The organism is Thermodesulfobacteriota bacterium, from assembly GCA_035325995.1.
Lineage (GTDB): Bacteria > Desulfobacterota_D > UBA1144 > Nemesobacterales > UBA2774 > JADLGH01.
In genome coordinates, this window is sequence record DAOKYU010000001.1 from 619290 (window position 1) to 636396 (window position 17107).

At 58.7% G+C, this 17107-nt stretch carries 14 protein-coding genes; 3 read left to right on the top strand and 11 right to left on the bottom strand.

Annotated elements, in window-relative coordinates:
• Window positions 1–3: 3 nt before the first annotated feature.
• The 6 genes from PKC29_02790 to PKC29_02815 form a co-directional block, all read right to left on the bottom strand.
• The gene (locus PKC29_02790) at window positions 4–987 is read right to left on the bottom strand and encodes an ABC transporter ATP-binding protein (GenBank protein HML94339.1); all 984 of its coding nucleotides are present in this window, start codon (window positions 985–987) and stop codon (window positions 4–6) included.
• Between the two features lie 57 nt (window positions 988–1044).
• Window positions 1045–2049 (bottom strand): ABC transporter permease subunit, encoded by a 1005-nt coding sequence (locus PKC29_02795; GenBank protein ID HML94340.1) that lies wholly within the window; start codon window positions 2047–2049, stop codon window positions 1045–1047.
• Window positions 2046–3047, bottom strand: a complete 1002-nt coding sequence (locus PKC29_02800) for an ABC transporter permease (GenBank protein ID HML94341.1) — start codon at window positions 3045–3047, stop codon at window positions 2046–2048. The genes PKC29_02795 and PKC29_02800 overlap by 4 nt, the downstream gene beginning before the upstream one ends.
• Window positions 3048–3237: 190 nt before the next feature.
• Complete coding sequence (locus tag PKC29_02805) at window positions 3238–4911, bottom strand: peptide-binding protein (protein HML94342.1); 1674 nt, start codon at window positions 4909–4911, stop codon at window positions 3238–3240.
• 34 nt (window positions 4912–4945) lie between these two features.
• Window positions 4946–5695 carry a slipin family protein gene (locus PKC29_02810; protein HML94343.1) on the bottom strand — a complete coding sequence of 250 codons (750 nt, stop codon included), beginning with the start codon at window positions 5693–5695 and terminating at the stop codon, window positions 4946–4948.
• Between the two features lie 25 nt (window positions 5696–5720).
• Window positions 5721–7151, bottom strand: a complete 1431-nt coding sequence (locus tag PKC29_02815; protein HML94344.1) for a nodulation protein NfeD — start codon at window positions 7149–7151, stop codon at window positions 5721–5723.
• A gap of 127 nt (window positions 7152–7278) precedes the next feature.
• On the opposite strand from PKC29_02815, the gene PKC29_02820 reads away from it, so the two are divergent.
• Window positions 7279–7950 (top strand): tetratricopeptide repeat protein, encoded by a 672-nt coding sequence (locus PKC29_02820; GenBank protein HML94345.1) that lies wholly within the window; start codon window positions 7279–7281, stop codon window positions 7948–7950.
• Between the two features lie 49 nt (window positions 7951–7999).
• Here the strand turns inward: PKC29_02820 and PKC29_02825 are convergent, their stop codons facing one another.
• Together PKC29_02825 and PKC29_02830 are read right to left on the bottom strand one after the other, a co-directional pair.
• Window positions 8000–9307, bottom strand: coding sequence for an SH3 domain-containing protein (locus tag PKC29_02825; GenBank protein ID HML94346.1), 1308 nt, complete (start codon window positions 9305–9307; stop codon window positions 8000–8002).
• Window positions 9308–9435: 128 nt separating this feature from the next.
• Window positions 9436–9675 (bottom strand): zf-HC2 domain-containing protein, encoded by a 240-nt coding sequence (locus PKC29_02830; protein ID HML94347.1) that lies wholly within the window; start codon window positions 9673–9675, stop codon window positions 9436–9438.
• A 326-nt stretch (window positions 9676–10001) separates the two neighbouring features.
• On the opposite strand from PKC29_02830, the gene PKC29_02835 reads away from it, so the two are divergent.
• Both PKC29_02835 and PKC29_02840 read left to right on the top strand, forming a co-directional pair.
• Window positions 10002–11399: an AAA family ATPase gene (locus PKC29_02835; GenBank protein HML94348.1), complete on the top strand. Its 1398-nt coding sequence runs from the start codon at window positions 10002–10004 to the stop codon at window positions 11397–11399.
• A complete protein-coding gene (locus PKC29_02840) occupies window positions 11396–12997 on the top strand; it encodes a VWA domain-containing protein (protein ID HML94349.1) in 1602 nt (533 codons plus the stop codon). Before PKC29_02835 ends, PKC29_02840 begins: the two co-directional genes overlap by 4 nt.
• Here the strand turns inward: PKC29_02840 and PKC29_02845 are convergent.
• The 3 genes from PKC29_02845 to mnmA form a co-directional block, all read right to left on the bottom strand.
• Window positions 12994–13893 (bottom strand): metallophosphoesterase, encoded by a 900-nt coding sequence (locus PKC29_02845; GenBank protein ID HML94350.1) that lies wholly within the window; start codon window positions 13891–13893, stop codon window positions 12994–12996. The genes PKC29_02840 and PKC29_02845 overlap by 4 nt on opposite strands.
• A 92-nt stretch (window positions 13894–13985) precedes the next feature.
• On the bottom strand, window positions 13986–15299 hold the full coding sequence (gene mtaB / locus PKC29_02850; protein ID HML94351.1) for a tRNA (N(6)-L-threonylcarbamoyladenosine(37)-C(2))-methylthiotransferase MtaB: 1314 nt from the start codon (window positions 15297–15299) through the stop codon (window positions 13986–13988).
• Entirely contained in the window at window positions 15296–16369 is a 1074-nt protein-coding gene (gene mnmA, locus PKC29_02855) for a tRNA 2-thiouridine(34) synthase MnmA (protein HML94352.1), read from the bottom strand. Before mnmA ends, mtaB begins: the two co-directional genes overlap by 4 nt.
• Between the last annotated feature and the right edge of the window lie 738 nt (window positions 16370–17107).

Genomic DNA, 17107 nt, shown 5'->3' on the forward strand with positions numbered 1-17107 from the left:
CGATCACACCTTGAGCTCGACGTCGTCCGCCCTCCAGCACGCCGAGAGATGCCCCGGGGCGTGCTCCGCGAGTGGCGGCTCCTCCACCCTGCACTTGTCTATGACGAGCGGGCAGCGGTCCTGGAACCTGCATCCCGGCGGGAAGTCGCCCGGGCTCGGCACGACGCCCGGTATGGCGTCGAGCTTTTCCTTACTGTCCCTGAGGTCGGGTATCGAATGCAGGAGCCCGACCGTGTAGGGGTGCTTCGGGGCGGCGAAGAGGTCTTCGGTCGAGGCGTCCTCGACGACCTTCCCGGCGTACATTACGTACACCTTGTCGGCCACCTCGGCGACTATGCCGAGGTCGTGCGTAATCAGCAGCACGGCCATCCCCATCTTCACGCGGAGGTCGTCTATCAGCTCCAGTATCCCGGCCTGTATCGTCACGTCGAGCGCGGTCGTCGGCTCGTCCGCTATCAGCACCTCGGGGCTGCACGCGAGCGCCATCGCTATCATCACCCTCTGCGACATCCCGCCGCTCATCTCGTGGGGGTAGTTCTTCATGCGCCTCTCGGGCGCGGGAATGCCGACGAGCTTAAGTAGCTCGACGACCCTTTGCCTTTCCTCGCGCTTCGAGATTTTAAGGTGCGTCCGGAGCGCCTCGCCTATCTGGTCGCCGACGGTGAAAACGGGGTTGAGCGAGCTTATAGGCTCCTGGAATATCATCGATATCCTGTTCCCGCGGACGGAGCGCATGTCCCTTTCGCTGTACTCGAGGAGGTTCCCGTCGTCGAATATGACCTTCCCGGAGTCTATGCTGCCCGGGGGCTCGGGTATGAGACGCATGACCGAAAGCGCCGTCACGGTCTTTCCGCAGCCGCTCTCACCGACGACGCCTATGATCTTCCCCTTCGGCACCGTCAGCGAAACGCCGCTTACGACCTCGAGCTTTTTACCCCTCGACGAGAATGAAACCCTGAGATCCCTTATTTCGAGCGCGCTGTTCATTGTTTGTCTTCGCTTCGTCTCCTTCCTCCCGGCGCCGTTAAGGCCGCACGGCAAGGGTCAACCGTCACCCGTGAATTTCGGATCGATAGCGTTACGGAATCCTTCGCCCAGGAGGTTAAAAGCCGTCACAGTTAAAAATATAGCCGCGCCGGGGAATAGGACAAGCCACCACGCGAAATCGACGTACCTCTGCGACTGCGAGAGTATGTCGCCCCAGCTCGGGTCGGGCGGCGGCACGCCGAACCCCAAAAAGCTGAGCGCCGACTCGACGAGTATCGCGCCCGCTATGCCGAAGGTGCAGTCCACGAGCACCGGGGCGAGAGCGTTAGGGAGCATGTGCTTCGTCATAACCCGGGCGTCGTTCCCGCCGAGGGCTATGGCCGCGTCCACGTATCCGTACTTCCGGAGCCGGAGGAACTCGCCCCTTATGAGCCTCGCGACGCCCGTCCAGCTCGTAACGCCTATCACAATCATGATGTTGTATATGCTCGGGTCCCTGAAGGCGAGAATAGTCAGTATCAAAAAGAAGACGGGGAACGTCATCATCACCTCGAAAAGCCGCGAGACGATGAAGTCCGTCTTCCCGCCGTAATATCCCGCTATGCCGCCCAGTATGATTCCTATGATGGCCGATATGCCGACGGCTATGAATCCTATCGAAAGCGATATCCTGGCCCCGTGTATCATCCGCGAGAGAACGTCCCTCCCCCTGTCGTCCGTCCCGAAATAGTGCTCGGGCGACGGCGGGTTCAGAATCGAGAGGAGGTCGTTCTCCGTCGGGCTGTACCTGACGGGCGGAAAGATAGCGAAGTCCCCCTCGGGCAGCTCCTTCGCGAGGTCCTTGAAATCCGTCTGGAAAAATTCGGGGTAATGGAAGAGGACGGGGAAATAATATTCCCCCTCGTACTTCAGCACTATGGGCCTGCTCCCGGCGAGGAAGTCCTGGAACACGGCTATGAAGAAAAGCAGGATTATGATAACGAGGGCCGCCAGGGCGAACCTGTCGCGCTTGAATTTCTCCCAGACGCTCCCCCAGAATCCGGGGCTCTTCGGCTCGCTCAACGCCTTCCCCCGAAGCTTATCCTCGGGTCGACGAGGACGTATACGATGTCCGATACGAGGATGCCGAGAAGGGTGAGAAAGGCCGATATAGTGGCGATGGCCATTATCATCGGGTAGTCCCTCGCGAGGACCGACTCGAACCCGAGCTGCCCTATGCCCGGTATGGAGAATATCGTCTCGATTATTACGCTCCCGCCTATCATCGCCGGCAGTATCCCTGCGAGTATGGTGATAATCGGGATGAGCGCGTTACGGAGCGCGTGACGCAGAATAACCCTGGACGGCGGAAGCCCCTTCGCCGTCGCGGTCCTGACGAAATCCTCCCTCAGCACTTCTAGCAGGCTCCCCTTCTGGAACCTCGAAAGGTATGCGAAGCTCCCGTACGTGAGGCAGAACACGGGAAGGACGATATGCCAGAGGAAATCGAGGGCCTTCTTGTAAAACGGGTAGGTCTCGGCCCCGGGCGACAGTATCCCGTAGACGGGGAAGACGTTCCAGTACTCCCCTCCACCGAGGAAGAAGATCAGTATCATCGCCATCCAGAAGCTCGGTATCGAATACAGTATGAAGAGGAAGAACGTGCTCGAGCGCTCCATGAACGATCCCGTCCTGACGGCGGAGTACACCCCGAGCGGGATGGCTACGAGGTATATAATAAATATGGATAATATATTGAGGGTGATGGTTATGGGCAGGCGCTCGGCTATCTTGTCGATGACGGGCCTGTGGTCCTTGTAGGACCTCCCGAAGTCGAGCGTCGCTATCTGCTTGAGCCATATCCAGTAGCGCTCGTATATGGGCTTGTCGAGCCCGTAGAGCTTCTTCGTCTCCTCGACTATCTGCTGCGTAATGGCCTCGGACTTTATCCCCTCATCGAGCTGGAGCTTCCTCTCGACGGGGTTTCCGGGCGCGAGCTGGATTATGAAGAACGTAATGACGGTGATACCCAGCATAGTGGGTATGAGTAGCAAAAGCCGCTTTATTAAATAATCTCTCATGTCCGGGTCAAAGGGAATTGTATGCGTTTAAACCGTACAGCTTCGGCATATAGAATACAATTATACTTATTCCCGGCCCGCCGGATATAGGGCTTTCGATATTCCGCACTAGGTTTTATAGTCGGCTCCACGCTCTACAGTCCGCCCGCACAATTCCCGCCGCGAGCCGCATGCGCCGGATGTGAGGCGGCTATTCCTTGTACTTCTGGAGCGGGAGCGGGACGTACCACTCGGTGGGCTCTATGCCGAGGGGGTATACCGTCACGTTCTCGAACCGCTTGTTCACGGCCACGGTGGCCTTCCGGCAGAAGAGAAACGTGTAGGGCTGCTCCTCGTGTATGATCTCCGAGAACTTTCTATAGAGCTCTATACGCTTGTCCCTGTCGAATTCCTTACGGGCCGTTTCGATCAGCCTGTCGACTTCCGCGTTTTTGAACCCTATGAAGTTAGAGCCCGATTCGGCCTGTGTCGAGCTCCATATCTGGTAGGGGTCGGATTCGATGCCCATGGACCATGCGAGGGTCACGGCGTCGAAGTTCCTCTCGTTGAGCCTCGTCGTGAAGACGGCCCACTCGGTCTTCCTGATGGTCATATCGATACCTATCCCGTCGAGCTCTTCCTTGAGGATCGTCGCTATCTTCTCGCCCGTCTCGGAGCCGCCAGGTATCAAAAACTCGAACGAGAACTTCACGCCGTCCTTGTCCCTTATGCCGTCGCCGTCGTGGTCCACCCACCCGGCCTCTTCGAGGAGCTTCCTCGCCGCAGCCGGGTCGTATGGAATCGGCTCGATGGATTTATCGTATTCCGGGCTGTTTATATAAAAGGGATTCGTTACTATGGCCCCGAGGCCGTACATTACCTTGTCCAGTATGAGCTCCCTGTTCACGAGATGCGTAAGCGCCGTCCTTACGCGCTTGTCGGCGAAGAAGGGCCTTTTCGAGTTCCATCCGATATAGCTGTAATTCGGCGTGAAGTAGCTGAACTTGTCGAAGTGCTTTTCGAAGTCGGGCGAGCTCGTCTGCTTCTCCCACTGTATGGGCGACAGGCTTGCGACGTCGAGCTCCTGGCGCTTAAGCACCTGGAGCGCCACGGAAGAGTCGGTGATAATCCTGAAGACTATGCGGTTAAGGTGCGGCTTCTCGCCCCAGTAGTCGGGGTTCTTTTCGAGGACGACCTCTCTGCCCGTAGTCCATTTTACGAATTTGAACGGCCCCGTGCCGACGGGGCTCCTGCCGGCGGGGTTCGTGTTGAAGTCCCCCTTCTCGAATATGTGCTTCGGGACTATGGGCATCCCGCCGCAGAATTCGAGCGCGAGAAAGTACGGCCTCGCGTACGTGAACTTCACCGTGTGGTCGTCTATAGCCTCGACGTCCCTTATCTCCTGGTAGTAGCTCCTTAATTGCGGCGCGTCCACCTTGGGGTTCATGATCGTCTTGTAGGAGAACACCACGTCGGCCGACGTGAAAGGAGTCCCGTCGTGCCACTTTACGCCCTGCCTTATCTTGAACGTGTACGTGAGCTTGTCCTCGGATATCTCCCACGACTCCGCAAGGAGCGGCTTTAACTCCAGCGTTTCGTTGTCGCGCTCGATGAGGGTCTCGTATACGTTGCCGCCGTTGATGACCCCTTCGTAGGCGTCCGTCGCGACGATCGGGTTAAGCGTGCCGGGCTCGGCGCCGAGGTGATAAATGAGCCAGTCCCCCTCGACGGGCTCACCCGCGGGGGAATTCGTCCCGGGGCTCCCGGACGCGGCAGAGCTGTTTTCGTTGGTAGTGGTCTTGTTTTCGCCGCCGCCCGACTTGCACGAAACGGCCGTGAGCGCGAGGAGTAAAAGCAGGGCTGTGTACAGGGGTGCGGTTCTCAAGGTTGTTCTCCTTCTCCGTTTTCTGTCGTATGCATTAATCGGACAGCTTCTTTACGAGCGGCGTGATCAGGTCCAGCGGGAGCGGAAAGACTATCGTCGAGCTCTTCTCGGACGCCATTTCCGACATCGTCTGGAGGTATCTCAATTGAAGAGCCATCGGGTTCTTCGACAGTATGTCCGACGCATCCGACAGCTTCGCCGCCGCCTGGTACTCGCCCTCGGCCGCGATTACCTTCGCCCGCCTTTCCCTTTCGGCCTCGGCCTGCCTCGCCATGGCGCGCTGCATCTCCTGCGGGAGGTCCACGTACTTCACCTCCACCAGCGTAACCTTTATACCCCAGGGGTCCGTCTGCTTGTCGAGGACTTCCTGGAGCTTCACGTTGAGCGTCTCTCTTTCGGCGAGGAGCTCGTCGAGCTCCACCTGGCCGAGTATGCTGCGGAGCGTCGTCTGCGCGAGCTGAGACGTAGCGTAGAGGTAATTTTCGACCTGTATGACGGCCTTTACGGGATCGACCACCCTGAAGTAAACGACTGCGTTCACCTTCACAGAAACGTTGTCCTTCGTGATGATGTCCTGCGGCGGGACGTCCATGGTGATGATCCTGAGGCTTATCTTTATCATCTTGTCCACCATCGGGATTATCCACTTGAAGCCGGGGCCTTTAGGGGCGACGATCCTCCCGAGCCTGAACACTACCCCCCTTTCGTACTCGTTAAGGATCCTGACACCCGATAGAATGAGTATCGCGATTATCGCTATGAATATTACGACCGGTGAAAACATGTGCGGGCCTCCTGTGAAAATTTGATCAAGCCTTTCTGACCTTGAGCCTAAAGCCTTCGAGGGCTTCCTCGACCCTTACCCTCTCGCCCTTCGCTATGGGCTCGTCGCTGACGGCGTCCCAGTACTCTCCGTTTATATACACCTTACCCGATGCGTGTATGTCGGATACCGCGTCGCCCGCCTCGCCCATGAGCCCTTCCATCCCCAGGCGCGGCGCGAGCCTCTGCGCCTTTATCAAATAGAATATAACGTATGCGAAGAAGATCCCGAACGCGAGCGTCGACGCTACGACCACGTCGAACCCTACCCTGACGTCCGACTCCGGGGTGTCGAAAAGAAGGAGCGCGCCGAGGGCGAAGCTGACGAGCCCCCCGACAGCCAGGAGCCCGTATCCCGTGACGTACACCTCGGCGATGAAGAGCGCTATCCCGAGGACGAGGAGCGCTATCCCGGCGTAATTGAACGGCAGCACCTGGAACGATACGAACCCCATCAGCAGGCACACCACGCCGGCCACGCCCGGGAATATAAGCCCCGGGTTATAGAATTCGAGCAGCAGCCCGAGCGAGCCCAGCGAAAGCAGGAGGAACGCTATATCGGGGGTGCTGATGATGTCTATGAATTTCTGCTTGGCCGTCATGCCCACGTCTCTCACGGGGACGTCTTTAGTCAGGAGAGTCCTCTCACCGCCCGAAACCTCGACCTTCCATCCGTTTATCGACGCGAGGAGCGCCGGGAGGTCCAGCGCTATAAGATCGATTACCTTCATTTCGAGGGCCTCGCTCGACGTTATGGAGTCGCTCTTCCTTACGGCCTCCTCGGCCCACTCGACGTTCCGTCCCCGCTCCTCGGCAATGCTCTCTATAAAAGACGAGGCGTAATTCTCGAGCTTCTCGCCCATTATGCCTTCGTTCGATTTATCTCCGGAAGAAGGCTCCTTTTCGCCGCCGGGCTTCTTGTCGCCCTCCGCCGGCTTCTCCCCGGGGCTTTCCTTCTTCTCTTCGCCCCCTCCGGGCCCGAGAGATACGGGGTGCGCCGCCCCGATGCTGGTCCCGGGGGCCATTGCGGCTATGTTCGCCGAAAGGGTTATGAAGACCCCCGCCGACGTCGCCGACGCGCCCCTGGGCGAAACGTACACGACTACCGGCACGGGGGAGTTCAATATCAGCTTCACTATCTCCTTGGTAGACGTCAAAAGGCCGCCCGGTGTGTCGAGGAGAATTACGAGGGCCTCGGCCGAGCCCGCCCCGGCCGTTTCGAGTCCCGTTCTTATGTAATCGAGCGTGGCGGGGTTTATCGTCCCGTTTATCTCGAGCACTATCACCTCTCCGGGCGTACGGCTTTCGGCGGGTGCGGATTCGTCCTTCTCCGGGGACGGACCCTGTGTGAGCGCCCGGCCGGCGAAAAAAACGAAAAAAGAAAGGATTATAAGCGACAGCGATACGGTTCTTATCATGGTAAAGGAGTAGAGACAAGTTTAGCCACAGTGCCCGTCAATCGCAAGGAAAGCCCCTTTCCGCAAAGCGCCCTCGGGCGCGTTTCCGGCGCTTGAATTTCTCGGGCCCCCGATTATAATTTCCCGCATGGCAAAACGTATCAAATACACTGAAAAAGAGCTTAAAGGGCCCGACAAGTTCGTTTCGACGGTCGTTGCGGGCTTCGACTATTTCGCCGACCATTCGAAAAAAATAGTGATCGGGGTCGTGGTTGTCATCGCCCTGATCGTCATCGGATACATAATCGCCGGGATGTCGGGCAAGAAGGGCGACATAGCCGGTGAGAGGTTCTCCGCCGCCGTCGCGCAGTATAACTCCGGGGCGAGCGAAGAAGCCCTTTCGGAGTTCGCAGCCATAAGGGACGAATATCCGAACACTCCGGCCGCTTCGCTTGCGGCCTACTACTCCGGCCTGATACAGTACGAGAACGGGAATTACGACGAAGCCGTCGCTATGCTCGACGCATACACCAATTCCAGGAACACGGAGCGCCTCCTGGTCCAGGCGGCCGTTTTAAAGAAAGGCATAGCACGCTACAGGCAGGGGAGATGGCAGGAGGCAATAGACTACCTCGAGATAATAAACGACGACCCGTCGAGCCCCTACGGCTCGCAGTCGAAGCTCCAGACCGCACTTTCATACGAGAAAATGGGGCAGCCTGAAAAGGCGAGTGAAATTTACCAGGGCCTCTACGGCACCGGGTTCGCTCCCCGGCCCGGCATCTCCGCCGTGAGCACGAACCCCGCGCCCGCGGAATAGTCCGTTCCAGCATATCCGTAGACGAAGGGAGCGGACGCTCCTTCGAAGATTACTGCGCTTCCCTGAGAAGCTTGGAGGATATCCATCCTTCGCCGCCGCCCGGCAGGACGACCTTTACCCAGCGTCCGCGGACCTCGCCGGTCGAGGCGAGTGTCTCCCCTCCCCCGACTTCCGTAACGACGTCGTATCCCATTCCCGGCCCGCTCCTGATGTTAGCGCCGGGCCCTGTCACCGTGTACATGGCTGCCGCGCCTGTGGCGGCGGAAGGCGTTTTCTCCGGTGCGGTTTCGGCTGCGGTCTCCGAGGGCTTCGCCGCGTCGCCGGATTTGACTCCGGCCGTCCCGGGCTGCGCTTTTTCCGGCGCGGGCGCGGCCGGGGCTTTTACCTCTGGCGCGGCCTGCCCGGCGGGCTTCTGCACGGCCAAAGGCGCTTTCGGCCGCTCGTTCGTGACGGCGGCCCTTTCCTCTTCGGCCTTCCGTTCTGCCGGCGCCTCTACGGGGGCTGTCACGGGGGCCTCGGCCTTCTTCCCGTTCGTATAGTCCTGTATGCCCCACGTCCTCATGAGCGCGTCGTAGAAAATGACGCCCAGTATGAGCCCCATGAAAAGAAGCACCGCGTTCATAACGTACGGGCTCTTGAACCCGGCCTGAGCGGCTTGCCCCGTCGGCTTAGCCGCCTTTACTTCTTTCTTCTCGGGCGCCTTTGTCGCCGGCTCTTCCGGCTTCTTTTCGGCCGGCGTCACAGTCGTCGTAATGTTGTCCACTGTCGGGTCGGGGCCTATGTAGTCGATCCTCGGCACGAACGCCGTCTCGGGGGCTTTCTCCCCGGGGGCGGGGGGAGGCGTAAACTCCTCCGGGGCGGCGGGCTCCGGTTCGGGGGCTTTTTCGGCCCGCGCTGTAGACAGGATGCCCATAAGCTCCTTTTCGAGCTCCCTGAGCCGCGTGTCGAGGTCGGTCTGTGACGCGCCGAGCTCGATGTTATAAATCGAGTAAATCGTATCGAGCTTTCCGAGATACTCTGTTTTCAGCTTTTCGAGGTCGGAGCCTATCTCGTCGAGATAGCTTTCGATGTCCTCCGTTATACCGAAAACATGATCCGGCACGGGCGGCCTTTCGGCGGGGGGCGCAAACGGGTCGCCCGGGGCGGCTCCCGGCTCCCCGGCCCGGGCCAGCTTCGCCTTCAGATCGTTAAGCCTTATCCTGTATCCGGCGGTGAAGGCTTCCATTCCCGCGGCCTGTGTGCGGAAGAGCTCTTTTGACTGTGAAATGAGGTTGAGCGTTTTAATAAGCCGGAGGAGCTCCAGCTCAAAATTCGCAGAAATCCTTCTGACGCTCTCCTGAGCGGTATCGTTTTCCATATCCCTTTCTCCGGGCCGCGAAGACCCGTAACAATTATATTACATTCGACTAAGAAATAAAGGAGGAAAAACGGAGAAACGTGCGTACTGACCGGGGGGCGCGGATCGCACGTGTATATGCGGAGGGCTCAGCAGGGTTTCATTCTGGATTTTAAAAGGTTCTTCAGCCTCTCCCTCACTTCGGGCGTGACGAAGGCCTGCTCCTTCATCTTCCCCGAGAGGTCGAGCATCCGCGCGTACGTATCGACGAACGCCTTACACTCCGGACACTCCCCCATGTGCTTTTCGAGCTCCCGGAGCGTCTTCAAGTCGAGCTCGTTGTCTATGTAATCCATGATGTTCTCTACCACGTCCCTGCATATGGCCATATTTGCTGCGATCTCCTTCTCTAACTGCCTGTATGTACCATTAGATGAAATAAAAGGCTCCGGGACTCGGATAACCTTATATCCGGGAATTTTATTATATATCCCGGACGCCCTTTTTTAAAGGCTCGGCCCGTTTTTACGGGTTTTGACGCAACCGGTTCAAAATAAAACCCGATACTGCTATAATTTCCGAGTACACTTTACTCGAAGCGGTGATGGGGCTTTCCGCCCGGGTATGTCGAATGCCGGGGCGCGATTCCCGCCGTGCCCCCGCCCCCCGGAAGCCGCTCCCAGGCCGCCAAAACCTGTCCGGAGGGATTTTATCCATGCAAGCGAAACCCCGTACGATCGGCGAGCTCAAGGCGAGCGAATACAGAGTCCTCTCGGTGAAGGACGAGATGCGGAAGAACCTCATACTGAAGCTCCGGAGCGGGGAAGAGCCCTTTTCCGGCATACTCGGCTACGAGGAAACGGTCTTGCCGCAGGTCGAAACGGCGGTGCTCGCCGGGCACGACCTCATATTCATCGGCGAGCGCGGTCAGGCCAAGTCGAGGCTCATACGGGCGCTCGTCAATCTCCTCGACGAGGAGATCCCGGTCGTGAAGGGCGGCGAGCTCAACGACAGCCCGTACGACCCGGTATCCCGCTCCAGCCGCAACCTCGTAAGCAAATACGGCGACGACACCGAGATCGAATGGATAGGGCGCGACTCGCGGTACAGCGAAAAGCTCGCGACCCCGGATGTTTCGGTGGCCGACCTCATCGGCGAGGTCGATCCTATAAAGGTCGCCGAGGGGCGCTACCTTTCAGACGAGCTCACGATACACTTCGGCCTCATCCCGCGCACTAACCGCGGCATATTCGCTATTAACGAGCTCCCGGATTTGGCTGAAAAAGTGCAGGTAGGCCTCTTCAACGTCATGGAGGAAAAGGACATACAGATAAAGGGCTACAAGATACGCCTCCCTCTCGACATCTGCATCGTCGCTACGGCCAACCCCGAGGACTACACCAACAGGGGCCGCATAATCACGCCGCTCAAGGACAGGTTCCAGGCCCAGATAGCTACCCACTACCCGAGGACGAGGGACGTCGAGATACTGATAATGGAGCAGGAAGCCGACGTCCCGGAAATAGACGGCTGCACTTACAGCGTGCCCTCGTTCATAAAGGAAATAGTCGCGGAGATATCGTTCCAGGCGCGCACCTCACCCGACATAAACCAGCGCTCGGGCGTCAGCGTAAGGACGACCATCGCAAACTACGAGAGCGTGATAGCCGCCTCGGGCAAGCGGGCGATAAGGCTCGGCGAAAGGGTCGTTTCGCCCCGGATCACGGACTTCCCGTCGATGATACCTTCGACCACCGGGAAGATAGAGCTCGAATACCTGGGCGAGGACGTTTCCGAATCCGGCGTCGTCGACAAGCTCATAAAGCGCGCGGTCAAGACGGTATTCGATTCCTATTTCCCCTCGCTCGACGTCATGGCCGACCTCGTAAAGAGCTTCGAAAAGGGCTACGTCGAGGTGGCCGACTACATGCATTCCGAGGAATACATGACCGGGCTCGGCGAGGTGCCGGGGCTCCGTACTTGCGTAGACATTCTCGGCGCGGGCGACTCGCCCGCCGAGATCGCGTCGGCGGTCGAATTCACTCTCGAAGGGCTCCATTTGAGCAACAAGCTCAACAAGGAAAACGTCGGCGGGAAGATGGTGTACAAATGACCCTCTACAGGTACAGACGGTGGGACGGCGCGCAGGAGGGGTTCGACGTCAGGACGGGCGACCTCTTCGAGGGGCTCTCCGACTACCTCATGGAAGGGTGGTCGCCCGACGAGGCGTACCAGTGGATACTGAAGCAGGGCATACGCGGCAAGGAATCTCGCATCATGGGGGTTGAAGACCTCCGCTCGCGTATATCGTCCTACAGGCAGGGCCTCTACGATTCCGCGAGCCTTAAGAACTCCCTCTCGGGCCTGAGGGACGAGCTCGCCGAGATCATCGGGAAGGAGCTCGAAAGCCTTGGGGAGAAGTTCCCCGAGGGCTCTGAAGAGCTGGGGCGGAGGGAAGAGTTCCTCAAGGGCCTCGAAGGAAGGCTCAGCCTCGCCATCGAAGCCCTTTCAGGTTACGACTTTACGGACGGGGAGGCGAAGATGCGCTACGACAGCCTCGCCGAAGTCCTCGAAGAGATCAAGAAGGCCGAGAGGTTCGTCAAGCGCTACGGCGAGAGGTTCACGGGCGGGAACGAGGTCGATTTCGAAGAGCTCCTCGATCTCATGGAACAGCTCGATAACCTGGAGCGCATGGAAAAGCTGCTCTCGTCGGGGAGCCTCGACGACATAAGCCCGGACGACGTGAAGGACGTCCTTAGTCCCGACGGCGTGAATTCGCTCGTGCTTTTAAAGGGGCTCAAATCGGAGCTCGAAAAATCGGGCCTCGTCGCGACGAGGGGCGAGCGGACGGAGCTCACCCCCAAGGGCATAAGGAAGCTCGGCGAGACGGCGCTGTCGGATATATTCTCGTCCCTCGACCGTAAGAAGCTCTCCGAGCACGAGACAGGCCAGAGGGGCACCGGCTCCGCGCGGCCCGAGGAGACGAAGCAGTACGAGTTCGGCGACCCGTTTAACCTCGACATAGTAAACACGCTCAAGAAATCCCTCGCCCGCGAGGCCGGGGGGAGCGGGCTCAGGATAGAGCCCGGGGACTTCGAGGTCTACGACACCGAGTACCACACGCACGCGGCCACGGCGCTGCTGCTCGACCTCTCCTGGTCGATGAGCTTTCAGGGGAGGTTCCCCGCGGCCAAGAGGGTGGCGCTCGCGCTCGACCACCTCATACGCACCAATTACCCCCGCGACGAGCTTTACATAATCGGGTTCTCTACCGGCGCACGGAGGCTTACGACCCCGGAGCTCGCGGTCACGGCGTGGGACTCGAACGACCCCTTCACGAATATACAGGAGGCCCTGTCGGCGGCGGCCAAGCTGCTATCCAGGCAACGGAGCTCCAACCGTCAGATAATCCTCATCACGGACGGCCAGCCGACCGCGTACTACATGGACGGCTACCTCCAGGTGGAGCTGCCCATGTTCTTCGGGGGCCTCTCGCCGAGGGCGACGTTCGAAACGCTCAAGGAAGTGAAGCGCGTGACGGGGATGGGGATAAAGATAAATACCTTCATGCTCGACGACAGCGCGTCCCTCCGGCGGTTCGTCGAAGAAATGACGCGCATAAACAAGGGCCGGGCGTTTTTCACCACCCCTTCACAGCTCGGGAAGTACCTGCTCGTGGATTATCTCAAGAGAAAAAAGAAGATGCTCTAGTGCGCGGTTTCGGGGGTAACGGCCCTCGCCGTCTTGCCCGGCGCCAGCGGCCCGGCGACGGGATTTACGTCCTTGCACTCGTAGGGCTTCGAGAGCGTAAACACTTCGCCCAAGTGCGTCATGTACTCGCGCCTCTCGTGGTTCCTCACCCTCACCAGTACCTTGTCCGAGCCGCAGACGAACGTCAGCACACGCGATTCGGATTCCTTCATCCCCGCCATCTCCGGGCGTATCGACGAGACGTGAATGAACACCGTGCCCCCGAGACTCTCCTTTTTGGCCGTGGTGCTCAGCATGCCGTGCGGGATGTGCAGGTGCCCCGAGAACCAGAGATCGACCCTGTAATCCTTGAGCACCTGTCTGAATCTTTTCGAGCCGACGATGTTCCTCCCCTTCCAGGCCGAAAAGGATATGCCGCTCCCCTTGAGAGGCGCGTGCGTCACGACGACTATTATCTTGTCCTGGTTATTCACGACGAGGTCCTTCCACCACTCGAACGTCTCGTCGCTTATCTCCGTCGATTTACCCCTTTCGGAGTCGGACATGAATATGAATAGTATGTTTCCCTTGAGGATCGCGTAATCCGTTTCCTCCCGGAGCTTTTCCCTGAAGAGCTTCCCCCTGTCGGTCTTGAGGTCGTGGTTGCCGATTATCTCGTACCATTCCTCGACGTAAGAGCCGTTCCGCGTGTTCACGTACCAGTCGAAGGTCTCCTCTTCGGTGTCGTTCACGATGTCCCCGGCGACGATGGCGAAATCTATCCCCGGGACGTTCTCGTTCATGTCCCGGACAGCCTCTTCCCACGCCTTCCTGTGGCTCTTCTTCGTCGGCTGTATGTCGGCGAGCACCCACACGGTGAGCGTGTTTACCGGGTCGAACCAGTCGGCTTCTAGCATTTCCTTTCCGGAAGTATATCCGATGCGGCAGGACGATCCGAAGATAAGGACCGCCGCTATGAATGGTAAGAGGGCTCGCGTCATGATGACACTTAAAATATACGTCGGTTGCGCCCTTCCCGGATGGGGGCGGCGAGCGCTTCCTCTCCGTCGAGCCCGGTTATGGTCATCGGGACCTCGTCCCCGACATTGAAGTCCCCCCCGGTGATGCGGACGGAGATGTAATTAGGCGTCGTCCCCGTATTGCCCGACTCGACCAGCACGGGGAGCGTTCTTCCTATGAACGTGGAGTAGAATTCCTTTTTCTTACGGACGCCTATGGCGCGGAGGGCCCTGCTCCTCTCGCGTATGACGTCGGGCCTGACCTGCTCAGGCATGGCGGCGGCCGGGGTCTCTCTCCGGCGCGAGTACGGGAACACGTGGAAATACGTGAGCGCGGACTTGCCCGCCGTCTCGCAGGTGTTGGCGAATTCCTCGTCCGTCTCGCCCGGGAACCCCACCATTATGTCCGAGCCTATCGCCGCGTCGGGCATTGTCTCCCTTATGAGGTCCGTCATCCTGAGGAATCTTTCCGGGGCGTAGCGGCGGCGCATTCTCTTGAGTATGTTGGCGTCCCCGCTCTGAAGGGCGACGTGGAACTGCGGGCATATCGTCTCCGACGCCGCTATCTGCTCTACGAGCGCCTCGTCCATGTCGGCCGGGTCGAGCGACGTCAGCCTGACGCGCCCCACGACTCGGGCCTCGTCTATCCGGCGTATGAGCTCGGGGAACGTGGTCCCTATGTCCCTACCGTAGCTTGCGATGTGAACCCCGGTGAGGACTATCTCCCTGTAGCCGGCCCCGGCCAGCGTTCGCATCCGCTTTATTATCTCGTCTATCTCGAGGCTCCGCGAGCGCCCGCGCGCCCTCGGGATTATGCAGAACGTGCACGCGTAGTTGCATCCGTCCTGCACCTTCAAAAAGGCCCTCGTCCGCCCCGGGAAGCGCTCTATGCCCGGCGTCTCGAAGCTCTTTTTCTTCTCTTTAAAAATGTCGGATATAAAAAGCCGGGGCTCTTCCTGCGCACGCCCTTCCCTTATCGCCTTAAGGAGCGACGAGAACTTGTGCGAATTCCCGATAACGTAATCGACGCCCTCTATTCCCTTTATCTCGTCCGGCGATACCTGGGCGTAACACCCCGTTACGATCACGACGCCGTCCGGGTTCGACCTCCGGGCGCGCGATATGCACCGCCTCGCTTCGGAATCGGCCTTGTGGGTTACGGTGCACGTATCTATGACGTATATGTCCGCCTTTTCGGGGAACGGCACGGTTTTATACTTGCTTTCCGGGAGCCTGTTCAGGATTGCGGCGGTGTCGTATTGATTCACCTTGCAGCCGAGCGTGACGACGGAGATGCTTTTCACTGCCTCACCACCTCTTTTATCCACCCTCCGCCGAGCACCTTGTCGTTCTTGTAGAAAACCACCGCCTGCCCCGGCGTTATGGCCCGCTGGGGCTCGCGGAATTCGACAGTGGCGTCCGTTTCCGAGCTCATGTGAACCTTGGCCGAGCTTTCCCGGTGCCTGTATCTGACCTTCGCCTTTACTTCAAGTGTGTCGTTTAAGTGCTTGTCGTTAATCCATGTTATATTCTCGGCGACGAGTTTTGTCCCGTAGAGCCTGTCCTGGCTGCCGACTACTATCCGGTTCACCTTCGGTTCGATGCCGGTTACGTATACCGGCTTCCCGAGGGCTATGCCGAGGCCCCTTCTCTGCCCGATGGTGAAGGAAAATACGCCGTTATGCTTCCCGAGGACCTTGCCCTCGTCGTCCACTATCTCCCCCTCTTCGGGGACGAGGCTCGCCTGAGCGGCGAGGTATTCGCGGTAGTCCCCGCCCGGGACGAAGCACACGCCGGTGCTGTCCGGTTTTTCGGCGGGGATGAGCCCGAGCCCGCGCGCTATTTCCCTGACTTCTTCCTTGGGCAGCGACCCCAGCGGGAACATGAGCCTCGAGAGCTCCCTCTGCGTGAGCGTGTAGAGGAAATAAGACTGGTCCTTCGATTCGTCGAGCGCCTTTTTGAGCGCAAGCTGCCCATCCTCCTCGACTATGCGCGCGTAGTGCCCGGTCGCGAGGCGCGCGGCCCCGAGCTCGAGCGCCTTCGTCATGAGGAGGTCGAATTTTACGTACTTGTTGCACAGGACGCACGGTATCGGAGTCTTCCCGGACTTGTACTTGTCGATGTAATCCCCGAGGACGTACGTTTTGAACTGATCGACGAAGTTGACTACGTAATGCGGTATGCCTATCTGCGTGGCCGCGCGCCTGGCGTCTATGACGTGGTCGAACGAGCAGCATCCGCCCTCGGCGTCCTTGTAGTCAAGGAGCTGCATCGTGACGCCTATAACGTCCCAGCCTTCTTTCTTGAGCAGCGCCGCCGTCGTCGTGCTGTCCACTCCGCCCGACATCGCCACTACTACCCGCTTATTGTTCATGGTTATTCAGAAAATATTACCCAAACGATATCCGGCGGACAACGTCCGCTGGAATCTGACGTAGCGACGGCCCTGCAAATATCGACGAGCGCACGTCCCTCTTATCGATATCTCCGCCTTTGCTACGTCGAAAAACACACATACGTGTACACGCCACGCGTGCGGGAAATCGAAGTAGCAGCATCCTTGCTATTATCACCTGACGCGCTCCAAGTACCCATAGTCTCCTAATCCGCTACATCGAGAAACACACTACGTGTGTGGTCAGTCAAAAGTAGAAAGCCTTATACAGGCCTTACCAGTTAAGTATAAAACTTCCCCTTCAGCCACTGGAGACCCCATGGGATTTATGCCTTAGCCTTTTCTGTTAATGCTTTTAAAAACGAGATTCTGAATCAAGTTCAGAATGACGGAAAATGCAAAGTCGGTGGATAAATCATAATATTGCAAGCTGCTCAAAAGCAGCGCAGCAATACCCCCCCAGGCCGTGCGGACTGTGTCCGCAGACAATCGAAGTAGCATCGTTCTGCCCTTGCCACCAGACGTGCTTCCGGTGATTTTAGCAACTTCGGTGCTACGTCGAAAACGACACTACGTGTCCACGCCACGCGTGCCGGATATCGACGTAGCAGCTTTGGAAATCCATAGCACCGCCCGGTCGTCCGTTCCATTTCATCACCTGACTTGCCCCGCCGAAGACATCGAGTGGATGAGCGTTAAAAATCCGACCTGCCTTAC